21 protein-coding genes are annotated in these 21272 nt (G+C 55.2%); 8 read left to right on the top strand and 13 right to left on the bottom strand.

Annotation, left to right across the window (positions count from 1 at the left end; genetic code table 11):
- Window positions 1-84 precede the first annotated feature (84 nt).
- Entirely contained in the window at window positions 85-582 is a 498-nt protein-coding gene (locus tag Q8W32_RS00900) for a peptidylprolyl isomerase (protein WP_305413269.1), read from the top strand.
- On the top strand, window positions 582-1322 hold the full coding sequence (locus tag Q8W32_RS00895) for a UDP-2,3-diacylglucosamine diphosphatase (protein ID WP_303431635.1): 741 nt from the start codon (window positions 582-584) through the stop codon (window positions 1320-1322). The genes Q8W32_RS00900 and Q8W32_RS00895 overlap by 1 nt, the downstream gene beginning before the upstream one ends.
- A 42-nt stretch (window positions 1323-1364) precedes the next feature.
- Here Q8W32_RS00895 and murB read toward each other — a convergent pair whose 3' ends face one another.
- The 8 genes from murB to Q8W32_RS00855 all read right to left on the bottom strand — a co-directional run bounded on the left by murB (window position 1365) and on the right by Q8W32_RS00855 (window position 9549).
- Window positions 1365-2369 carry a UDP-N-acetylmuramate dehydrogenase gene (gene murB / locus Q8W32_RS00890; RefSeq protein WP_305413428.1) on the bottom strand — a complete coding sequence of 335 codons (1005 nt, stop codon included), beginning with the start codon at window positions 2367-2369 and terminating at the stop codon, window positions 1365-1367.
- A gap of 17 nt (window positions 2370-2386) precedes the next feature.
- Window positions 2387-2914, bottom strand: coding sequence for a low molecular weight protein-tyrosine-phosphatase (locus Q8W32_RS00885; protein WP_305413266.1), 528 nt, complete (start codon window positions 2912-2914; stop codon window positions 2387-2389).
- Complete coding sequence (locus Q8W32_RS00880) at window positions 2914-3126, bottom strand: Trm112 family protein (RefSeq protein ID WP_303431637.1); 213 nt, start codon at window positions 3124-3126, stop codon at window positions 2914-2916. The genes Q8W32_RS00885 and Q8W32_RS00880 overlap by 1 nt, the downstream gene beginning before the upstream one ends.
- Complete coding sequence (gene lpxK / locus Q8W32_RS00875; protein ID WP_305413264.1) at window positions 3119-4111, bottom strand: tetraacyldisaccharide 4'-kinase; 993 nt, start codon at window positions 4109-4111, stop codon at window positions 3119-3121. Before lpxK ends, Q8W32_RS00880 begins: the two co-directional genes overlap by 8 nt.
- Window positions 4104-5894 carry a lipid A export permease/ATP-binding protein MsbA gene (gene msbA / locus Q8W32_RS00870; RefSeq protein ID WP_305413262.1) on the bottom strand — a complete coding sequence of 597 codons (1791 nt, stop codon included), beginning with the start codon at window positions 5892-5894 and terminating at the stop codon, window positions 4104-4106. The genes lpxK and msbA overlap by 8 nt, the downstream gene beginning before the upstream one ends.
- On the bottom strand, window positions 5884-6306 hold the full coding sequence (locus tag Q8W32_RS00865; RefSeq protein WP_303431641.1) for a biopolymer transporter ExbD: 423 nt from the start codon (window positions 6304-6306) through the stop codon (window positions 5884-5886). The genes msbA and Q8W32_RS00865 overlap by 11 nt, the downstream gene beginning before the upstream one ends.
- Complete coding sequence (locus tag Q8W32_RS00860; protein ID WP_303431643.1) at window positions 6303-6938, bottom strand: MotA/TolQ/ExbB proton channel family protein; 636 nt, start codon at window positions 6936-6938, stop codon at window positions 6303-6305. The genes Q8W32_RS00865 and Q8W32_RS00860 overlap by 4 nt, the downstream gene beginning before the upstream one ends.
- Before the next feature lie 181 nt (window positions 6939-7119).
- On the bottom strand, window positions 7120-9549 hold the full coding sequence (locus Q8W32_RS00855) for a DNA internalization-related competence protein ComEC/Rec2 (RefSeq protein WP_305413427.1): 2430 nt from the start codon (window positions 9547-9549) through the stop codon (window positions 7120-7122).
- Between the two features lie 105 nt (window positions 9550-9654).
- On the opposite strand from Q8W32_RS00855, the gene Q8W32_RS00850 reads away from it, so the two are divergent.
- Window positions 9655-10266, top strand: coding sequence for a DUF2062 domain-containing protein (locus tag Q8W32_RS00850; protein WP_305413261.1), 612 nt, complete (start codon window positions 9655-9657; stop codon window positions 10264-10266).
- A gap of 2 nt (window positions 10267-10268) precedes the next feature.
- Here Q8W32_RS00850 and Q8W32_RS00845 read toward each other — a convergent pair whose 3' ends face one another.
- Complete coding sequence (locus Q8W32_RS00845; protein WP_305413260.1) at window positions 10269-10964, bottom strand: ABC transporter ATP-binding protein; 696 nt, start codon at window positions 10962-10964, stop codon at window positions 10269-10271.
- Entirely contained in the window at window positions 10957-12207 is a 1251-nt protein-coding gene (locus Q8W32_RS00840; RefSeq protein ID WP_305413258.1) for a lipoprotein-releasing ABC transporter permease subunit, read from the bottom strand. The genes Q8W32_RS00845 and Q8W32_RS00840 overlap by 8 nt, the downstream gene beginning before the upstream one ends.
- A 215-nt stretch (window positions 12208-12422) precedes the next feature.
- Between Q8W32_RS00840 and Q8W32_RS00835 the strand changes: the two genes are divergently transcribed.
- From Q8W32_RS00835 to Q8W32_RS00820, 4 genes are all read left to right on the top strand, one after another.
- Window positions 12423-13445 (top strand): agmatine deiminase family protein, encoded by a 1023-nt coding sequence (locus Q8W32_RS00835; protein ID WP_303431647.1) that lies wholly within the window; start codon window positions 12423-12425, stop codon window positions 13443-13445.
- The gene (locus Q8W32_RS00830) at window positions 13438-14340 is read left to right on the top strand and encodes a carbon-nitrogen hydrolase (protein ID WP_303431648.1); all 903 of its coding nucleotides are present in this window, start codon (window positions 13438-13440) and stop codon (window positions 14338-14340) included. Before Q8W32_RS00835 ends, Q8W32_RS00830 begins: the two co-directional genes overlap by 8 nt.
- A gap of 69 nt (window positions 14341-14409) precedes the next feature.
- On the top strand, window positions 14410-15042 hold the full coding sequence (locus Q8W32_RS00825; protein WP_305413256.1) for a histidine phosphatase family protein: 633 nt from the start codon (window positions 14410-14412) through the stop codon (window positions 15040-15042).
- 142 nt (window positions 15043-15184) lie between these two features.
- Window positions 15185-15862 (top strand): hypothetical protein, encoded by a 678-nt coding sequence (locus Q8W32_RS00820; protein WP_305413254.1) that lies wholly within the window; start codon window positions 15185-15187, stop codon window positions 15860-15862.
- A 59-nt stretch (window positions 15863-15921) separates the two neighbouring features.
- Here the strand turns inward: Q8W32_RS00820 and dinG are convergent, their stop codons facing one another.
- Genes dinG through Q8W32_RS00805 form a run of 3 tightly spaced genes read right to left on the bottom strand, consistent with a single transcriptional unit; the run spans window position 15922 to window position 20534 of the window.
- Window positions 15922-18012 (bottom strand): ATP-dependent DNA helicase DinG, encoded by a 2091-nt coding sequence (gene dinG, locus Q8W32_RS00815; protein ID WP_303431652.1) that lies wholly within the window; start codon window positions 18010-18012, stop codon window positions 15922-15924.
- 6 nt (window positions 18013-18018) lie between these two features.
- On the bottom strand, window positions 18019-18888 hold the full coding sequence (locus tag Q8W32_RS00810; RefSeq protein ID WP_305413252.1) for a general secretion pathway protein GspB: 870 nt from the start codon (window positions 18886-18888) through the stop codon (window positions 18019-18021).
- A complete protein-coding gene (locus tag Q8W32_RS00805; protein ID WP_305413251.1) occupies window positions 18888-20534 on the bottom strand; it encodes an ExeA family protein in 1647 nt (548 codons plus the stop codon). The genes Q8W32_RS00810 and Q8W32_RS00805 overlap by 1 nt, the downstream gene beginning before the upstream one ends.
- 299 nt (window positions 20535-20833) lie before the next feature.
- Between Q8W32_RS00805 and Q8W32_RS00800 the strand changes: the two genes are divergently transcribed.
- Window positions 20834-21025: a hypothetical protein gene (locus Q8W32_RS00800; protein WP_303431656.1), complete on the top strand. Its 192-nt coding sequence runs from the start codon at window positions 20834-20836 to the stop codon at window positions 21023-21025.
- The last annotated feature ends 247 nt before the right edge of the window (window positions 21026-21272 follow it).

The raw sequence follows: 21272 nt of genomic DNA, 5'->3' as shown, positions 1-21272 counted from the left end.
CTATTATACGCACCCGAACACGCATGTGTTACACGAATTCATACGTATCACGCTCCAGTGATTCAACAACCGGAAGACAGTTATATGATTCTGCTTAAAACCAACTTCGGCGATATCAAGATTGAGCTGAACCACGAAAAAGCCCCGATAACAGCAGCCAACTTTGAAAGCTATGTCAAAGACGGTTTTTATGACGGCCTGATTTTCCACCGTGTCATCGATAACTTTATGGTTCAGGGCGGTGGCTTTACGCCCGGCATGACCGAAAAACCGGAAGGCAAGGAACCAATCAAGAACGAAGCAGACAACGGCCTGAAAAATACCGCCGGCACACTGGCCATGGCTCGCACCATGGATCCTCACTCCGCCAGCAGCCAGTTCTTTATCAACGTCAAGGACAATGACTTCCTGAACCATACTGGCAAAAACATGCAGGGCTGGGGTTATTGCGTATTCGGCGAAGTCGTCGAAGGCATGGAAGTGGTCAACCGTATCAAGGCGGTTGAGACCACCAACAAGCTGGGCCATGGTGATGTACCAGTCGAAGACGTTTTGATCGAGAAAATGGAAATTATCGACTGATGGCTGTCTATTTCATCTCCGACCTGCACCTGACATCAGAAAAACCCGCCATTACTGCCGGTTTTTTGTCGTTCATCAACCAGTTGGTCGATGCCGAGGCCTTGTATATTCTGGGAGATTTTTTTGAGGTCTGGATCGGGGATGATATTGCTACCGGGCTGACTCGCCAGGTAGAGCAGGCGCTGGCGGCATTAAGCCAGCGCCATTGCGCCGTTTATATCATGCATGGTAATCGCGACTTCCTCATTGGTGCTGACTTCTGCCAGCGCACCGGTAGTCAGCTGCTGGATGAGTACGCCACCATCACACTGGGCAATGCACCCATCCTGTTACTTCATGGTGACAGTCTCTGTACCCGTGATCTGGAATACCAACAGGTGCGGCACATGTTCCGCAACCCGCAATGGCAACAGCAATTCCTCAGCCAGAGCATCGACGAGCGTATCGCCTTCGCCCGCCAGGCGCGCGAGCAGAGCCAGAAAAGCGGCCAAATGAAAGACAATGATATTATGGATGTCACCCTCTCCGAAGTAGACAAGGCGCTGGACGATGCCGGAGTCGATATCATGATTCATGGCCATACCCACCGCCCCGCCACCCATGAGTGGCAACACCAGGGCAAATGGCGACAACGCTGGGTACTGGGAGACTGGAGTGAACAAGATGGCTGGATGATCCGCTGGAGCGAGGACGATGGCCTGGTGCTAAAACAGTTTCCGCTACGGCTTGCTATCCAGTAACGGAACATACCCAACAGCGGTACACCTTGCCCAGCCCAAGCCTCACGCGCCGAAGATCTGCGGCTCGGGTTCCAACCTGACCCCAAAACGCCGCCATACCGAATCAACCACGGCCTGTTGCAATGCCTGCACCTGTACCAGGGTGGCGGTTTCCGGGGCAGTCAATACCAGTGCTTGCTGCTGATGCATACGGACCGGCCCCAATGATTTCCCTCTCCAGCCACACTGATCAACCAGCCACCCCGCCGCCAGTTTTCGTTGTTGTGGCAAGCGAGCGGAATAAACCGGCAAGTCTGGGTAACGGGATTTCAGACCATCAGCGACAGCGGTCGATACCAGTGGATTTTTGAAAAAAGATCCGGCATTGGGTAGCTGCGCCGGATCGGGCAAGCGGGATTGTCGAATAGCACATACTGCAGCAATCAGGTTCTCTGGCGTCATTCGACCAGCAGCACAAGCCTGCTCTGCTGCCCACTGGGCCAACGGCGCATAAGAAAGGTTGGGCGAAAACTGTCGCTTGAGTGCAAACACCACCCGTACAACAATAAAATCATTGGCCAATTCATGGCGAAAAATGGAATCCCGATAATCAAACCGGCAAGCCTGACGGGAGAGAATACGCCACTGCCGCGTACTGATCTGAAAGCCTTCAACCTGCTCGATCAATTCAGCGACTTCCACGCCATAAGCACCAATATTCTGTACCGGCGCGGCACCAACAGTACCGGGAATCAGTGCCAGATTTTCCAGCCCATGGCCAAACGTCGTACTGTTTAATACCCAGTCATGCCAATTCATGCCAGCATCAACGGCGACGGTCAGTGTCTCTTGAGTACACGTACGAACCGTGACAGCGGTCATCGCCGATTGCAATACCAGTCCATTAACTTGAGCCGGCATCAGTACATTACTGCCGCCGCCAATCATGCGAATGGGGAGCTGGTGGCTAGCCGCCCATTCCATGTGCTCCAACAGATCGGAAAGATCGCCAAAACGAGCAAAAAATTCGCTGCGCCCCGGTAAAGCCAAGGTGTTCATGGCCGACATATCCACGTTGGCGCAAATCAAGAGACAAGCCCTGTCTGCCGTCGAATCTCTGCCAGCAAGCCTCGACAGCCATCTTCAACCATGTCCAGCACCTGGTCGAAGCCATCATCTCCGCCATAATACGGATCCGGCACATCCAGCAACGGAGTATTGTGCGCAAACTGTAAAAACCGGGATGGCGTTGTCACTGCAGCGCCATCAGTCTGTAATCCTTGCTGTTCCCTGGCGAGCTGTTGCAATTCGACCAGGTTGGCACTGTCCATCGCCAACACATAGTCAAACACCTGCAGGTCTTCAGCGATCACTTGCCGTGCTTTCAGTACCGACAGGTTATACCCGCGGCCAGCCGCGGCACTGATTGCCCGCGAATCCGGACACTTGCCGATATGCCAGGCAGCCGTACCAGCTGAGTCTATGCGCACTCGATCGGATAATCCGGCGTTATCCACCATTTTCTGGAAAACGCCGTGAGCGGTCGGTGAACGACAAATATTACCCAGGCAAACAAATAGCACCGACAGTTGTGGTGTAGCCGTCACGGTCATTATGGCTGGGCAGTCGTGGCTGATTGGGATTTGTCGAGCTTTTCGTCAACCGACAGACGGCGGGCTTCACCTTCCAGCATAACCGGCACACCATCAACAATAGGGAAAGCCAGGCCATCGAAGGTGCATAACAATTCTTGTGCTTCAGCATCGTATTTCAGCTTGCCCTTGCACAGTGGGCATACCAGCATCGCCAGTAGTTGTTTATCCATGGTATTTCTCTCCCCAGGTTGTCAGCAAGGTATCCAGAGCCTGCCGGGTAGAACGGTCAGGCACTGCATCCACCGGTACGTACCAGCAATTTTCAGTTACAAAGGACCGGCATTTTACCCAGTCCTTTTCGGTCATCACCACCGGCTTGTTATCGTCAAAAGCCAGATCATTCGCAGTAAAAGGATGATGATCCGCAAACGGGTGTTCAAGGGGTGTCAGGCCCAGCTGTCGCAAGGTATTGAAAAACCGTTCCGGGTGGCCAATCCCCGCGACGGCGTGAACCTCTTCATTCGCCAAGGTTAGCAGATCCATACGCTCAGCCGTGATCGCATTAATCATCGCCAACGGTTGCAGCACGAAATCCTTGCCGTTCACAATCACCCGATCGACACTGTCGAGCCGGGTTTCAGGTTCACGTAATGGCCCGATAGGTAATAACCAGCCGTTACCAAAACCCCGTTCGCCATCAACAACAACCAGCTCGGCGACTCGTGCCATGGCGTAATGCTGCAGGCCATCATCACTCAATACCAGGTCGACCTTGCCAGCCAGATAGTCAACCGCCCGTTTGCGCTGGGGATCAACCACCACGGGGCATCCCAGGCGCTCAAACAGTAATTTTGGCTCATCGCCGCATTCACTGGCCGGGGTATCTTGCCGCACTTCCAAAGGGTAGTTGTCCGTCTCACCGCCATAACCACGACTGACAATGCCAACACGCATATTCATTTCCTGGGCGCGATTAGCCAACCAGATGATCAGAGGGGTTTTGCCAGTACCACCCACACTGATATTGCCCACCACGATCACAGGGACCGCCGATGACAGGGGTGGCAACAGCGCATAGAAAAAGCGCCGCAACGTAACGGCCAGCCAGAACAGCCCTTGCAGTGGCAACAGCCAGATATTGAATAACGGCGACCGGTACCAGTGGCGCTCGATCCAGTGCGCCAGGCCATTGGTCTGCTTTACGCCATCAGACATGCTTGCCTTCCGAGCCGAACTGCATCAGATACAGCTGCGAGTAGATGCCGCCCTGCTCCAACAGCTCCAGATGCGTGCCGTCTTCAACCACCCGCCCGCTGTCCATTACCAGAATCCGGTCGACATGTTCAATCGTACTGAGGCGATGGGCAATGACAAAGGTGGTGCGCCCTTTCATGACCTCTTCCATGGCGGCCTGGATATGGCGCTCGGAACCGGTATCCAGTGCCGAGGTGGCTTCATCCAGAATCAGCACGGGAGCATCCTTCAGAATCGCCCGGGCGATTGCAATACGTTGACGCTGGCCGCCGGACAGCAATACGCCATTTTCACCCAGGCGGGTATCGTACCCGTTGGGCAATTGCTCGATAAACTCATCCGCATGGGCTGCTCGCGCCGCCGCCAGCACCTGCTCATCGGTATACTGCCCGGCCCGGCCATAGGCAATATTGTCACGCACCGAGCCGTCAAACAAAGTGACCTGTTGGCCGACAATGGCGATTTGCCGCCGCAAGCTGTCCAGAGTCAGATCCCGCAGATCAATACCATCCAGACGAATAACGCCGTCACTGACATCATAGAAACGAGGCAGCATGTTCACCAAACTGGTTTTGCCACTGCCCGATTTACCAACAATCGCCACCGAGGTGCCCGCTGTGATATCGAGACTCACCGATTTAACCGCAGGTTCCGCCGCTCCGGCATATTGCAAGACCACGTTTTCCAGCGACATGGTGCCATTGGCCCGATCGATTGTCTGGGTGCCGGCATCGCGCTCTTCATCCGCATCCAGCACCGTGAAGATGGACTCTGCGGCAGCCAGGCCGCGCTGCACCATGGCATTGATATCGGTCAACGCCCGCAATGGTTTGGCAATCAGGGAAGCAGCAGTAATAAACTGGAAAAAGTCTGCACTGGTCATGGAGCCGGCAGCCACGCGCTGGAACATGACAAAAATCATCACCCCCAACCCGATTGATACGATCTGTTGGGTCAACGGCACACTGATGGCATTGGTCAGCTCAAACTTGAGCGCCTGCTTGCGATTGTATTCGCTGGCGGCAGTAAACCGGCTGCGTTCATAGTCAACGCCACCAAAGGTACGCACTTCGCGATAGCCCTTGATGCTGTCGTTAGTGACCTGGGTGACATCCCCTACCGACTGCTGCACCCGGCGGCTGTAACGGCGGAAAAACCGGCTCGCCAGCCCGACCACCGCAACAATAAACGGTACCAGCACCAGAAACACCAGTGTCAGGGTGTAATCCAGATAAATCAGGTAGCCCATCAGGAAAATGACCGTCAGACCTTCCTGGATCAATGTCGTCAGGGCTCTGGTTGAAGCCCCCGACACCTGATCCACATCAAAGGTGACCCTGGAGATCAGGCGGCCACTGGATTCACCATCATAAAAGGCGCTTGGCAGCCGCGTCATTTTACCAAACAGTTCGACCCGCAAGGAGTGAACAACGTTACGGCCGACAATGGCGATAAAATACTTGCCCAGAAACGTACCGACACCCCGATAAAAGAACGTCCCCATCAGCAAGCCGATCAACAGCAGGATTTTCTGCTCGGTCGGGTCACGTAAGGTTTCTTCAACCAGGCCCATCAAATGTGCCAGTACCGGTTGTGCCGAGGCGTATAATGCCAGCCCCAGCACACTGATCAGAAATGCGCCCTTGTGGGGCCAGACATAACGTAACAGGCGTTTGTAGAGTGTTTTGACGTCTTGCTGTTTCGGTGCCTTGTCCGCCGGATTACGCTCGGGATCAACTGCCATTGCTTGGCTGCCTGGTGGTAATACTGATATTAACCAATCCCAACTGCCCCGCCGCATCCATCGCCTTGACGACCGACGCATGTGTCGCGTTGGCATCGGCAGTAATAATCAGTGGTGCGGTCTTGCGGCCATCAAGCACCTTGAAAATCGCCCGTTTCAAGGTTTCCAGCTGCTGATTGATCAGCTGCTGTTCATTGACGGAATATTCGCCGGTGGCAGAGACCACGACCTCGATCGATGCCGCTGGTACAGCCTTGTCACTGGCAGCGGCTTCAGGCAAATCGATACTCAGGTGGCTTTCCTGGGTAAAGGTGGTCGACACCATAAAAAAGATCAGCAACAAAAAAACAATGTCGATCAGAGGCGTCAGGTTAACCGCCACCTCTTCTCGCTGCTGGCGTTTGAAATTCACTGACTGGCCTCTGAATTATCTACCACTTCCCGATCACCATGAAGAACATCGACCAGCTTGATGGATTCCTGCTCCATAAACACCACAATGTCATCGATTCGACGCTGCAACATGCGATGACACACCAGCGCGGGTATCGCAATCATCAGCCCGGCCGCGGTTGTCACCAGCGCCTCAGAGATACCACCGGCCAGTACACTGGCTTGCCCGGTGCCCTGGATCATGATTTCCGAAAACACCTTGATCATACCGATCACCGTACCCAGCAAACCCAGCAGCGGTGCAACCGCGGCTACCGTGCCCAGGGCATTCAGATAGCGCTCCAGAATATGAATTTCCTGGGAAGCCACTTCCTCGATGCTCTCTTTCATGATTTGACGACCATGGCGAGAATTTACCAGCCCGGCAGCCAATACCCGTCCCAGCGGGCAAGACTCCTGCAGTTCGCGAATACGCTCGGCATTCAACTGCTTGTTTTTCATCCATGACCAGATTTTGGCCAACAAATCAGGAGGCGCAACCTGTACTACACGCAGCGTCCAGAAACGCTCAACGCTGATGCCTAATGCCAGTACCGAACACAGAATGATTGGTACCATCATCCAACCACCGCTCTGGATGATCTCAAACATGCACAGTCTCTCCATAAGTCAATTTGCGCGCTACTCTAGCACAAGCCCAGAGCTTGCATAAGACCATCGCCACCACCATCACAACAGCCTGAAACCCCTGTCACATCTCCGACAGAGCATTGCCCACAGCCGAATCGAACAGTTTTTATCCAACCAGCGGATATCACCGGCAACACCAGCATCAGAGTTGACGCCAGGGCGGTGCCCAGCCATCCCGGACAGCCGTCACCGTACCGGTCTGATCCATACGGATTGCGCCACGATCAATGGTGGATAGCCAGGGGATACCCAGACGCTCCAGGCGCTCAATTACGCTGGTCGATGGATGCCGGTAACGGTTGTTGAATCCGGCAGAAATCCACACCTGCCCTGGCGCAACCTGCTGCAAAAACAACCGGGAGGAGGAACTGGCACTGCCATGGTGGGACGCAACCAGCACATCGGAGCGCAACTCGCTGCCATAACGTGCGACCAATGCCTGCTCCGCCAGCCGGGAAATATCCCCGGGCACCAGAACCCGTCGCCCGAACCACTCAAGCTGCAGCACACAAGAGGCATCATTGTCGTTATCGTGAAGGTGTTCAGCCGTACGCAAGAAACGAAAACGCACAGCCATCGGCTCGACAAAACCTGTCGACGCGGTGGTGGGAATATCCACAGACCATAAACGCCAGCGATCGTCCCCATGACAGGTTTGCACCGACGCCAGGGGCCACGTCAGCCCGGCATCCCGAATCAAGGGACGATAAGCGGCTGGCGGCTGACCCAGCCAGATACGCGCGTTATGGCCATTAAAACCACTGACGTTGTTGGCTCGCTGTTGTAACCAGATATTCAGACCGCCAGCATGATCCGAATCGCTGTGGCTCAGCACCAGGTCGGTTACTTCAGGATTCCCCAGACGCCGCAAAGATGGCAACAGCATAAATTCGGCAGCACTGAATTCAGGACCAAATGAAGCACCCAGGTCATACACCAATGCCTTGCCGCCGGCACTGACCACCAAGCTCTGCCCTTGCCCCACATCCAGCAAGCGTACCTGCGGCGGGGCCGGTGCATGCCAACCCGGGGGAGAAAACACCACCGCCAGCGCCACACTGATGACCAGAAAGGACAACCCGGGCCGCAACCCCAAATACACCAGCAGCATCAACAACAGCACTGCAGCCAATATCGTGTCAGGCAGAAACGTTACAACTGGCAAGGGCCACTCAAGCGCCTGCTCCAATCCGAGCCACCAGATAGCATCCAGCTGTTCCATTGCAGCGACAGCCCAGTCCACAGGCCAAACCAGCAACAAAAATGACAGTGGCAACATCACCAGCCCCAGTACAGGGATAGCAATTGCGTTACACAGTAAATGCACCCACCCCACCGCCTGCCCCCACCACAGCATCAAGGGTAACAAGCCCAGAAATACCAGCCATTGTGGCAGCCATAATCCCTGCCACAGATTAACCCGTCGGCCACCCAGAAATAACAATAAGGACGCCACTGCCATCATCGAAAAACCGAAACCTGCGGAGGTAAACATCAGAGGATTGACCAGCAGCACAATAACAAAGGCATAAGACAGCGCGGCCACCGGTGCCAGTCGACGGCGCAAGCCCATCACCAGCAACATAACCAGCAACATAATCCAGGCCCGCTGCAACGCGATGCCCGCCCCGGCCAACAGCGCATACACAAGACACACCGTAGCGATCCATATGCCGCTGCCCCACAAGCGTCGCCCGGCATTTATTTCATACACTGGTGCCAACAAGCGGACAACCAGACCCATCAGCAAACCACACACGCCAGCGACCAAACCCAAATGCAGACCACTCACCACCAACAGATGCAAGGTGCCGGTATCCCGGGCCAATTGCCAGTGTCGCGGACTGAACGCATCCTGAATACCAAATACCAAGCCTGCTACCCAGCGGCGGCCAGACGCTGAGGGAATATGCTGCAGTCGCTCCAGACCGTACTGCCGCCATTGTGTCAGCAAAGGCACCTCTGGTGCCGCGTTATCTATCGCTGTACCAGAGGCCGCAATCGAGCGGATATAACCACGGCCATCAATGCCCTGGCGCAACATCCAGGCTTCATAATCAAAGGGCAAGCCATTGGCAAACCCCCGAATGGCTCGTAAACGGACCTGGGCGCGCAGTGTATCGCCTACCTGCAACACAGGCTCGGCCTGGTAATAACCCAGGACCAGACGTCGTAATGGCGGCAACTGCTGATCTCCAGCCAAGCCATCCAGCGGATGCTGCTGTATTACAGCAACGGTAACTTTCTGATAACCATCAGCCGGTTTGTCATGTCTGTTTTTATCGGCGGCTGGTGACGTGGAAGCATGGCTCGATACCGTTTGCAGACTATCGCCTTCCCGGGCGATCACCTCCAGCACCAGCTCGACATCGGTACGATCCAAAGACGCAGGCAAGCGGTGCTGGAGCTGCAAAGACAACCAGAGTTGGCCATAGATACTGGCGAATGACATCACGGCCAGCGCAACCAGCCAGCGAACCGTTATTCCAGTACGACACGAATGACTCGTCCGCTGCAGAAGCCATAGAAGAATCCAGATTATCGCGAAAAAAAGACCACTCCAGGGAACCATAACCCCAAGAATGATGCCGGCACCCGCCGCGACACATAGATGTTGCATTGCCACTCCCTGGCAGAATCGGCATAATCGCCGCGCATTCAAGCAACGGCGGCTCTCATGCCAAAGAAACTTCTCAAACGCATTTTTCCGACACCGGAACAGGTCCAGACCAACAAGTCACTGCAGTTCCTGTCCCCGCTATTCGCCAAACCGAATTTATGGCACCTGAATCGTCGTTCAGTGGCCAGAGCTTTTTTGGTCGGGCTGTTTGCTGCGTTTCTGCCGTTACCATTTCAAATGGGCATTGCCGCCCTGATTGCTTTTTATGCCAATGCCAATATGCCGATTTCTGTGGGGCTGGTGTGGATCAGTAATCCGCTGACCATTCCCCCTATTTTTTACACGACCTATCTCTTTGGCACCTGGATTCTCAACACACCCTCACGAGAATTTCATATTGAGCTATCACTGGACTGGGTGCTTACTGAGCTGACCCAGGTCTGGGAACCGCTGATCGTTGGGTCACTGACCACCGGGATCGTGCTGGGTGTCGCCAGTTATTTTATTGTTGACTGGAGTTGGCGCAAGCATGTTTGGGACAACTGGAAAAAACGCGCCGCCCGAGTACCAAAAGTGGTCAAAGAGGTGGTAACCGGCCACCACGAGCATCACAACCAGCCTCCGGAACAGGACAGCGACGATCGCCGCAACAGCAACGACCAGTCTTGATATCAGCCCATCACCGGGTCCACGGATACCAGTGTCTGCTCTTTCAGCCGCAAACACCGGTCCATACGCCGCGCCAATGATTCGTCGTGGGTTACCAGCACAAACGCGGTATCCACCTGTTTAATCAACTCCAACATCACAGCTTCAACCTGGGCCGCGGTTTGCTGATCAAGATTTCCTGTCGGCTCATCCATCAACACCAGCTTTGGCCGATTGACAATCGCCCGGGCAATAGCAGTTCGCTGACGCTCACCACCGGACAATTCCGATGGCTTGTGATCACAGCGCGACGCCATTCCCAGACGCTCCAGACACTCCCGCGCCCGTTGTTCCGCAGCCGCCGTCGCCACGCCAGCCAGCAGCTGCGGCAACATCACGTTTTCCAGCGCCGAAAACTCCGGCAACAGGTGGTGAAACTGATACACAAAACCAATGCTCTGGTTACGCAAACGGGTACGGGCTGCTTCACCCAGCGCATGAACATCTTCTCCCCCCAACAGTACCTGCCCTTCATCCAGAGAATCCAGCCCACCCAATACATTCAACAAGGTGGTTTTGCCAGAGCCGGACGACCCCACAATCGCCAGGGTTTCACCGGCAGCCAGCTCAATATCCACCTGCTTCCAGACGGTGACCGACTGCGGGCCACTGGTGTAAGTCTTGCGTAACCCCTTCGCCACCAGAATCGGATTATTCATAACGTAACGCCTCCGCAGGCTGAATCCGGGACGCGCGCCAGGATGGATAGAGAGTGGCCAGAAAACTCAACAGTAACGATGCCGACACCACCACCGCAACATCACTCAACAGCAACTGGGACGGCAAATATGAGATGAAATACACATCGGAGCTGAGAATCTGAAAACCAAATAATTTTTCTGCCCAAGCGACCAGATCCGAAATGGACAACGCCGCCATCACACCCAACACGGTGCCAAGCAACACCCCCACAATACCGATCGATAACCCCTGCACCATAAAGATCGCCATCACGGTACGCGGCTTGGCACCCATGGTACGTAAAATGGCAATGTCGGCTTGTTTGTCAGTCACTACCATCACCAGTGTCGAAATAATATTAAACGCGGCCACTGCCACAATAATCAGCAGCAGCAAACCAATCATGGTCTTTTCCATGCGGATGGCTGAAAACAGATTCCCCTGGGTGCGGGTCCAGTCACTGCCGGAATAACGGCCGTCAAGATTATTGACCAGCTGCCAAATCAAATCCGGGGCATCAAACAAGTTGGTAAACTTGATGCGTAACGACTTGGCCTCACCGTCCAAACGCCCCAGTTTGGCAGCATCCTGCAAATGCACCACCGCCAGATTGGAATCCAGTTCCGCGCCCACAGAAAACAAACCAACGACCGTTAATCGCCGCACCCGTGGAATCACCCCCGCCGGGCTAAAGGTCGCTTCCGGCAGCATCAAGGTCAGCTTGTCACCGACCACCACACCGAGGCTGCGAGCCAGCAAATCACCCAGCAGCACCCCATACTCACCGGGCTGCAAATCGGTGATTGAGCCAGCGGTCATATGATCAGGCAAAATCGATACTCGTGACTCAGCCTCTGGGGCGACCCCCGTGACCATCACCCCCTTGACCCGACCATTCACTCCCATCATGCCCTGCAGTCGTGTCAGTGGTGCGCTCGCTTCAACACCGGGGTATTGCTCGACCCGAGCCGCCAGCGCTTGCCAGTCCTGAATACCACCGGCCTCATACAACACGCCATGAGGCACCATCCCGAGAATGCGTTGCCGTAACTCCCGATCAAAACCGTTCATCACCGACAGCACCAGAATCAACACCGCCACCCCCAGGGTCATACCGACCATGGAAGACGCCGAAATAAACGAAATAAAGTGATTGCGGCGCTTGGCCGACAAATAACGCAACCCAATGCCCAGTGGCAAACTGCCCGGAGACAACGACATAATTAATCTGTTCCTGTAACCCGAAAGACATCTGAAGGCGCGGCTGCCACTCAGAGAGGCGCAAGTTTGCCCGAGACCGGCGACAAAGGCGAATCTCACCCTGTACCCGACCGCAAAAGTTGCGATAATCGCGCCACTGAGAACCCGGCCAACCGCCAGAGTTCAGCCCTGTTTGCTTGCTGCCCGCCGTGGCAGTCACCCAAGAGAATCCGTCATTGAAGAAACGCATGCCCGCCGAATGGGAACCACAATCTGCCGTACAACTGACCTGGCCCACCAAAAGCAGTGACTGGGCACCCTTTTTGCCCCGTATTGAACCGGTTTTCCACGCGCTGGTGGCCTGTATCAGCCAGCAGCAACAGGTCATCATCAGCTGTGGCTCGGATCAGGATGCCAGTCGCCTGCGCCACCTTTACCAGAACCACGCCCCGGTACAGGTATTTCGAGCTGACAACAACGACACCTGGGCAAGGGACCACGGCCCGGTCAGCGTCTACCATAACGACCAGCTGACGCTGGTGGATTTCCTGTTTAATGGCTGGGGTGGCAAATACGACCACCACCACGACAACCAGATCAGCGCCACACTGCAGCAACTGGGCGCTTATGGCGAGACACCGCTGACCGCCAGCGACTGGATTCTGGAAGGTGGCAGCCTCGAAACCGATGGTCTGGGTACTCTGCTGACGACAGAAAACTGCCTGCTGAACCCGAACCGCAATCCGACCCTGACCAAAGGCATGATCGAGTCACGACTGGCTGAAGATCTCGGCATTGACCGGGTATTGTGGCTCAAGCATGGCCACCTGGAGGGTGATGACACCGATGCCCATATCGATACCCTGGCACGCTTCTGCACCCCCTCCAGCATCGCCTACTGTCAGGCTCGGCAGTCCGATGACCATTATCAATCCCTGCACGCCATGGAGCAGGAACTACAGGCTCTGCGCCAACGCAATGGCAAGCCTTACCAGCTGATTCCCTTGCCGCTCCCCAGTCCGATACGCAACACCGATGGCGAGCGCCTGCCCGCCACCTACGCCAACTTCCTGATTATCAACCACGCTGTTTTGCTGCCCGTGTACGGCGTCGCAGAAGACACCATCGCGGTTGAACGTATCATGCAGGCTTTTCCCAATCATTGGGTGCACCCGATCAACTGTCGTCCCATTGTTGAGCAGTACGGTTCGTTACACTGCCTGACCATGCAACTTCATCAGGAGACCAGCCATGTCTGATTCATCCCTGCTCGCGGTAGCTGCCATCCAGCAAGCCTGGCACGGCAGCAAAGCCGCCACCCTGGACCGCACCGAGCAACTGATCCGTGACGCCGCCGCCCAACAGGCACAACTGGTGTGTCTGCAAGAACTGCATGCCGGGCCGTATTTCTGCCAGCACCAGGCCGCCGACGTCTTTGACCTTGCAGAAACCATCGACGGCCCAACCGCCCAACGACTCGGCGCTCTGGCAGCCGAACTGCAACTGGTGATCGTTGGCTCCATTTTTGAGCGCCGTGGCAAGGGCGTTTACCACAACACCGCACTGGTTTTTGATGGCTCGGCCGAGCTGGCTGGTTTTTACCGCAAGATGCACATTCCCGACGACCCCGGCTTTTACGAAAAATATTATTTTATCCCCGGCGATGCCGATGAACCGGGTTTTCATCCTATTGCAACGTCTATCGGTAAACTGGGAGTACTGGTGTGTTGGGATCAATGGTACCCGGAAGCGGCCCGACTGATGGCTCTGGCCGATGCCGACATCCTGATCTACCCCACGGCCATTGGCTGGGACCCGACGGAACAGGCCGATGAAAACACCCGTCAGACCGACGCCTGGATCACGGTACAACGCGGCCATGCGGTGGCCAACAACCTGCCGGTGGTCGCAATCAACCGGGTTGGCCACGAAGCCGATCCGACAGCGGTAACCGATGGCATCCAGTTCTGGGGCAACAGCTTTATCTGTGGTGGCCAGGGGGAGTTTCTGGCCCAGGCAGACGCCAGTACCGAACAAGTATTGATGGCCAGCATCGACCTGGATCGTACCGAACAACTCAGACGCATTTGGCCCTACTTTCGCGATCGTCGAGTAGATGCCTATGGCGATCTGACCAAACGCTACCGCCGCTGATCAACGCAACGTTCTTGCGGGCAGCGTCGTTGGCTTATTCACTGACGCTGCACTGGCAAGGAATCAACCATGACCTTTCTGAACAGACTCTACTGTATCTCTCCGCGCCAACACCTCAACCTCAGCACACCACAAGTCGCCATACTGGTACTGGTGCTACTGTTCTGCTTACCGCTCAAACTGCAGGCAGAACCGTCCTTGAGCCCCGACCAACTGTGGCAGCAATTACAGCAGCCCGGCTATCTGTTGATGATGCGCTCCGCTCGTGCCCCCGGATTTGGTGACCCAGCCAACTTCGACCTGACCGATTGCAGCACCCAAAGGAACCTCTCCAACGAGGGGAAAGATCATGCCCGCCGCATTGGTGACGCCTTGCGCCAGCACCATATCACCGACGTACAGCTTTATAGCAGCCACTGGTGCCGGACCCAGGAAACCGCCCGGCTGCTTGATCTGGGCACTCCCACGCCGCTGGCAGCACTCGACAAACGCCCTCACAGCCACGACGCCCAGTCATCACAACCAGATGCACTGGAGCAATGGATTCAGCAACAGCCGCTCACCACGCCGGTACTGCTGGTAACACATCAGGCTAATATCACCGCCATGACGGGCATACACACTCGCTCTGGCGATCTGGTTGTTATCAGAAAAAATTCGAATGGCAGCCTGGTAGTGGCGGGCAAACTGTATATCCATTGAACAACACCCCACAGGCAGTGGGATAACGGCCAACAATCGTTGCCAGCGTCATCGCTAATAGCCCACACATGAAAAAGTCGGGTGACGTCATCGCTGCATCCGCATAAAGTAGCAGGACTGTCCGAGCAACGAAAAGTCCGTTATGACCCCGAGCCATATTTGTCCGTTTATATCCGTTTCTTTTTATTCACAGCAACGCCTTGCCTCACTGCTGGCATTGCTGGCTCTGGTACTTTGGGGTGCCCTGGGTCAACAAGCAGCGGCGGCGGAAGAAGTGGAAGCAGCGGATCAATATGAACAAAAGCTGATCAACCAGCTGCTGTGGGACAGCCTGAAGCAGTCACCTGGCTTTGTTTTGCTGATACCGACGGCCGAAGCACATGGTGATCAACGCCCAGGCAGCACGAATACAGCCGAGTGTTACCAGCGCTTTAATCTGACTGAACATGGAGAGGTACTTGCCCGACGTTTTTATAACACCCTGCGCCGTAACGGCATTCACAAGGCGCTGACCTACTCGAGCCAATGGTGCCCTGCATTGGAGACCGCTACACGACTGGGGCTGGGCTATGTACATGAGCTGGCGTTGCTGAATGAATTTCCGGATGACGTCCAGGTTATCAGCACCCTGCAAACGATCCAGCTGAAAAACTGGATCACCAGGTTGGAGTACAACCGCAAAAACCTGCTGGTTCTGGTGACGCACCCCGATATCATGGCAGCAATCAGCGGCCAGATACCTGAGCCGCAGCATATGCAGGTGATGAACTTCAACACCCGCGACCAGTTGACCTACGTTGGCAGCTTGCCGCTCAACTGACCATTCGCTCGCTTATCAGTCCATTATCAGCCCACTATCGATCCAACAGACACAGCGGCTCACATTCGCCGTAACGGCGGTAACGAATCCAGCAACAGCTTGCCATAACGGGTGGTCGTAAGGCGTCGGTCCAGAATACTGATACGGCCACTGTCGGTTTCCTTGCGAATCAGTCGGCCACAGGCCTGCACCAGCCGGATCGACGCCGCAGGCAAGGTCAGGTCCATAAACGGATTACGGCCGCGGCTTTCCAGCCATTCACTGGTGGCCGCCTGAATCGGATCATCCGGCACCGCAAAAGGAATTTTGACAATCACCACATGGGTCACGTAATGACCGGGCAAATCGATGCCCTCGGCAAAGCTGGCCAAACCAAAAATAATACTGCCTTCGCCCTTGTCGAGCCGTTCCTTGTGACGGCGTACGATTTCGCTTTTGGGTAAAAAACCCTGACACAACAAGGTTTCATACCAGTCCCGAATAAAAGTATCCCGCGTGGCTTCGAGCTGGGCACGGGAACTGAACAACACCAGCGTCCCCTGCCCCAAATCCAGTTGCGCTTTCATCCATTGCTCGATATCTGTCTGAAACTGATCACTTTTGGGGTCAGACCCCAACTGCACCACTTCCAGCTGGCCCAGATTCGGATAATCAAACGGACTGGCGACCCGGTGATACCCGGCCCAGTCCGGCAAGCCGGTTTCCCAGCTCAACTTGCCGAAGCTGTTTAGCGCCGTCAGCGTCGCCGACGTAACGACAGCCCCATGGCAGCGAGACCAGAGGTTTTTGCGCAACTGATCAGCCACCGCAATCGGTGAGGCACTGAGTTTGATATCCCAGTCTTCCCCAAACGGCGTTTTCGACAGCCAGCGCGCCACCGGGATCTCGCCTTCCTTCTCTTCTGCCGCCAACCAGGTGACGGCTTCCCATAAGGATTCCGCCCGCGCCAGCATCATACCCATGGGCGCTTGCCAGCTTTCAGCAATATCCAGACTGAACTCACCTTCACCTTTGGTATCCAGCGAGGCTTGCAACATATCGTTGAGCTTGTCGAGTCCTTGCAACAGCGGCTGCAAGGGTGCCTTGATGTTATTCAGCAGGTCCCGCAGGTTGTCCGGTATACGGCCGAACTCAAACCGCTGCCGGTCCCGTTCTCCCAACAGATCAAAAGCCAGCGGCCACAGCAGATTCAAATGGTTGTTCAACTCACGACACTGCTCCGGGGCAGCCTGCAAGGAATGCATGATCGAAGGTGGCAAACCGGTGGCCGCCACAAATTGCTCAATCCCCTGCTCCAGCTGCTTCAGCCATTGGCGCTGGGCGCGCACACCAAATTCCAGCCGGAAGTGATTCAAGGCCTTGTCGGCCAGGTGATGGCCTTCATCAAAAACATAAATGGTTTTTTCCGGGGCTGGCAGCACCGCACCACCACCCAGGCTGAGGTCGGACAACACCAGATCGTGGTTGGCAACAATAATATCGGCATCTTCCATCGCCCCCCGGGCTTTGAAAAAGGCGCAATTATCGAAGTGCGGACAACGACGGTTGGAGCATTCACGATGCGTTGCAGTAAGGTGACTCCATTGGTTATCGGCCACCTCGTCATCCCAACGATCCCGGTCGCCATCCCAGCCACCGCTGGCGTACTGGCTCAACATCAGCTCGTACAGCTCGCGATCCTGTTCTTCCGGGGTTTGTTCAAACAGATCAACCGTCGACAGAATGCCGGACAGCTGTTGCAGGGATTTATCAAGTTTCAGCAAACACAGATAACGACCACGTCCTTTGGCCAGGGCGTACTGAAACGGCATGGAAATGGTTTCTTTCAGATTGGGCAGATCCTTGTCGAGAATCTGCTCCTGCAACGCTACGGTGGCAGTCGAAATCAGCAGTTTCTTTTCCTGCTCAATGGCTACCGGCAAGGTTGCCAGCAAATACGCCAGGGTTTTACCCGTGCCTGTGCCCGCTTCCACCACCACAATGCCAGACTCGTTGTTACGCTCGCCCTTGTCATCGATGGTGATTGCCCCCAACGACTTGGCAATTTCAGCAATCATCACCCGCTGGCCATAACGGGGGGTCAGATCGAGCTTTTTGATGCACTCGCGATACAGGGCCTGAATACGCTCTTTGCTTTCTTGGCTTAACACTGCGTATTACTCCCCAATGGACTGCCAGCCGCTGTTACGGTTAATCGGAAATGGATAACCATCAACATCGAGCACCAGGCCGGATGACGTTATGGATTGCAAAAACACCCCTGGCACAATCATGTCGCCTTCGTACCACTGCCGACCGTTCATCGATACCGTGCGAGTGCTGCCATCCTGACTGTAAATATGCCCGGTAATCACCAGATCAGGGACTTTGCGTAGCGATGACAGCGGCGGCAAATGGCGGCGTTCAAGCGCTGAGGAGTCTGCCGCTGCCACTGCCGGTGGCTCCGGGGTATTGGCCTGCGTACTGACTTGCGTGGATTCTGGTGCTGCACTCTGCAGCGAAGCCTTCTCTGGCGGTGTCGCCGCTTCTACCACGACCGGTGGTGGCTGTGGTGTGACACTAACAGTGGTTGTTTCAGCCGTCTCTCTGGCTTTTGCCGGAACAAAATCGGTGGCACGAATGACTTCCGGGCGTAATTGTTGCGCTGATTCCACTGGAGGAACTGCCAACGGCGTCTCATTATTGATAGCGGCTACGACGCTGGGTTCCGATACAGAGCCTGTTGCTTCCGCAGTCGCAGGCACGGCAACGCTTTCCTCAACGTCTTCCTTAACGTTTTCCTTAACGTTAATCTCCGCCACCACAGGCTCCATTCCAGGAGCTGGCACAGGCTCCGCACCCATAAAATACAGGGCAAACGCGCCCACTACGGCCAACAGAACAATCAGCACCAGACTCAAGGGCAAACGGGCCTCAACAACCGGCGTCGCCTCGGGCGTTACCAACAACGGCGCCAGCATGGCATCGTCGATACTGTCGGCGCGCTGCTGCTGTGATTTTTTCAGCGCATCCAGAATGTACGACATTATTGCGCCTCCTGCTGAGCCTGATAGGCTCGCCGTTGCAGATACAGCAGGGTTTGTGGGCCAATAATCCGGTCGGCAGTCAGTCCTTGGGATGCCTGAAACCGGGCGACCGCGTGACCCAACAGAGGATCATAAAAGGTTTTGTCCGGCCCAGCGGCCTGGGTATCACTGCCTGACGGGCCAATTCTTTGCCAGTCACCGTGCCATTCCACCCCCAGCTGCGCTCTCACCCAGGCAACCACCTCGGCGCTAGTGCCCTGACGGACCAAGCCATGATAACCCGCCGGTGCCTGCCAGATCAGCAAGGCCTTCAGTACCCGGTCCGGGCGTATCCGGGCGCTTTCAAGGTCGGTCAACAACTGCCATTGATCGTCATAAGACACCGCCACCTGATACTGCAATGGCTGTAACTGGGAGTAAGGCCAGGCGACCCATAAACATTGCCAGCCGCGACCTTGTAACTGATCGCAGTTTCCGGCCTCCAGTCCCATCGCCTGACTCAGATGTTCGGCTGCGGCCTGGCGCGGATCAATCGGGGGATTATCGATCAACGGAAGCGGAGCGACCGTGCTCTCTGCTGCATTTGGATCTGCAACCGACTTGGCCAGCACAGGCGCTGCTTCAAGCGTTTTATCGCTATTGTTGCCGTTACCGGCCGAATCCCGTGTTCCATCCGCTGTCCCGACCGGGGTTATCCAGCGTGCCAGCGTGGCACGCCAGGACGGCTCAACAACCAGTAATCCGATAGCAATCAGGAGCACGATCATCACACCCAGAGCCCCTGCCAGCGCAGCACCGGGCAATCTCCGGGTACGGACTTTGGGTATCGCGGCTTGGCTTGTATCCCCCAACACCTCGACCAGCGCCTGACGTGCAACCGGAGCATGAACGTCGTTATCACCCCGGGCATAGGCTCCCAGCAAAGCGCGGTCAGCAACACTGTTGATCAGACGAGGAATACCGCCGCAACCCCGGCAGATAATACTCGCCGCGGCTTCATCAAACACCTGGCGCTCACACCCCGCCGTTGCCAGCCGATGGCGCAGATAAGCATAGGTTTCGGTCTGGCTCAGATGCTTGAGGTGATAACGGGCGGTAATTCGCTGGTTCAGCTGTCGCAATTCATGTCGCTGCAAGACGTCGCGCAACTCCGGCTGCCCTACCAGAATCAGCGTCAGTAATTTGTTGTCGCTGGTTTCCAGATTGGTTAACAACCGAATCTGCTCCAACGATGGCACCGGCATGGCCTGTGCCTCATCAACAACACAGATAACCCGCTTGCCCTCGGCGTACCAGGCCAGCAACGAATGATTCAGCTGTTGGTACAGGGCCTGCTGACTGGCTTCGGCGGCATAAGTAATGTCCAGCTCGTCGCACAAGGCCTGCAACAACTCCCGTTGGGACAACTGCGGATTAAACAGATAAGCCGTTTTGATATTGTCGGGAGTCTGTTCCAGAAATGCGCGACACAAGGTTGTTTTTCCGGTTCCTACATCCCCGGTCAGACAGATCAGTCCGCCGTGCCCGGTCAGCGCATAATGCAAATGCGCCAGCGCCTCCTGATGCCCGGCCGACGGGAACAGAAAAGCCGGGTCTGGGGCAATGGTGAACGGGAAACGATCTAGGCTGAAATGGTCAAGGTACATGCAACGCCCGAGGAACAATAAAAGCGCGCATGATACCGGAATCGCCCCAACAAGCGTACCAGCGTCAGCCATGACCCAATCTTGACGCGGTTTGATTAATCAGCCGGGTTCGTGCATTATAGTTCCATAATTGCAACCAATTAAAAGAAAAACAAAAGACATCCAAGCAAAAACAAGACAATCCGCTTATCTTCCCGATAGTCGTAAACTTTTTTCACGCCAGGCACTCAGTAACCCTGTCACAACGGTTGATAACTCAATACTGACAATCAACCCACTGGCCAAATAACGAGGACACCATGACCCCCAAGTTCAAAATTGCCATCAACTCTTTCCTGTTTATTTCTGCCGCGTATCTGAACGTATCCACCCAGGCACAAGAATCAGAAGCCGTGAACCAATCCCAGGCAGAAGCCAGCTTCATGTCTGAAAAGTCTGAAAAAAACGCCCAGAAAAAATCCTCCTCAAACCTGACCTCTACCGACAACTAACAATAATAATCAGCTCTTGTTCATTCAGATAATCACGACGGCCCCAGTGCAGACACAACCTGTTTCTCTTTTGATGATGTAATGCAGTTGCAGCAAAGATTGCCATAATTTATCAAAAGATAACGGTATAAAAGATACGGCCAACACCCATAAAAGATTGCTCGCCAATGCTGCGATTAATCATGGCACTTACCCTGCCCCGCAGGCACCATAAGACTTTTCTTTTCCCCAATATGGACGGTGTTAT

This window comes from Oceanobacter sp. 3_MG-2023 (assembly GCF_030688925.1).
Taxonomy (GTDB): Bacteria; Pseudomonadota; Gammaproteobacteria; order Pseudomonadales; family Oceanobacteraceae; genus Oceanobacter.
This window is presented reverse-complemented; position numbering and strand designations above follow the sequence as displayed.

Bases quoted from the DNA above. Each gene is read 5' to 3' on its own strand.
- Q8W32_RS00900 (WP_305413269.1), top strand. From the start codon at position 85: ATGATTCTGCTTAAAACCAACTTCGGCGATATCAAGATTGAGCTGAAC.
- Q8W32_RS00895 (WP_303431635.1), top strand. From the start codon at position 582: ATGGCTGTCTATTTCATCTCCGACCTGCACCTGACATCAGAAAAACCC.
- murB (WP_305413428.1), bottom strand. From the start codon at position 2,369: ATGTCGGCCATGAACACCTTGGCTTTACCGGGGCGCAGCGAATTTTTT.
- Q8W32_RS00885 (WP_305413266.1), bottom strand. From the start codon at position 2,914: ATGACCGTGACGGCTACACCACAACTGTCGGTGCTATTTGTTTGCCTG.
- Q8W32_RS00880 (WP_303431637.1), bottom strand. From the start codon at position 3,126: ATGGATAAACAACTACTGGCGATGCTGGTATGCCCACTGTGCAAGGGC.
- lpxK (WP_305413264.1), bottom strand. From the start codon at position 4,111: ATGTCTGATGGCGTAAAGCAGACCAATGGCCTGGCGCACTGGATCGAG.
- msbA (WP_305413262.1), bottom strand. From the start codon at position 5,894: ATGGCAGTTGATCCCGAGCGTAATCCGGCGGACAAGGCACCGAAACAG.
- Q8W32_RS00860 (WP_303431643.1), bottom strand. From the start codon at position 6,938: ATGTTTGAGATCATCCAGAGCGGTGGTTGGATGATGGTACCAATCATT.
- Q8W32_RS00855 (WP_305413427.1), bottom strand. From the start codon at position 9,549: ATGGTTCCCTGGAGTGGTCTTTTTTTCGCGATAATCTGGATTCTTCTA.
- Q8W32_RS00850 (WP_305413261.1), top strand. From the start codon at position 9,655: ATGCCAAAGAAACTTCTCAAACGCATTTTTCCGACACCGGAACAGGTC.
- Q8W32_RS00845 (WP_305413260.1), bottom strand. From the start codon at position 10,964: ATGAATAATCCGATTCTGGTGGCGAAGGGGTTACGCAAGACTTACACC.
- Q8W32_RS00840 (WP_305413258.1), bottom strand. From the start codon at position 12,207: ATGTCGTTGTCTCCGGGCAGTTTGCCACTGGGCATTGGGTTGCGTTAT.
- Q8W32_RS00830 (WP_303431648.1), top strand. From the start codon at position 13,438: ATGTCTGATTCATCCCTGCTCGCGGTAGCTGCCATCCAGCAAGCCTGG.
- Q8W32_RS00825 (WP_305413256.1), top strand. From the start codon at position 14,410: ATGACCTTTCTGAACAGACTCTACTGTATCTCTCCGCGCCAACACCTC.
- Q8W32_RS00820 (WP_305413254.1), top strand. From the start codon at position 15,185: ATGACCCCGAGCCATATTTGTCCGTTTATATCCGTTTCTTTTTATTCA.
- Q8W32_RS00810 (WP_305413252.1), bottom strand. From the start codon at position 18,888: ATGTCGTACATTCTGGATGCGCTGAAAAAATCACAGCAGCAGCGCGCC.
- Q8W32_RS00805 (WP_305413251.1), bottom strand. From the start codon at position 20,534: ATGTACCTTGACCATTTCAGCCTAGATCGTTTCCCGTTCACCATTGCC.
- Q8W32_RS00800 (WP_303431656.1), top strand. From the start codon at position 20,834: ATGACCCCCAAGTTCAAAATTGCCATCAACTCTTTCCTGTTTATTTCT.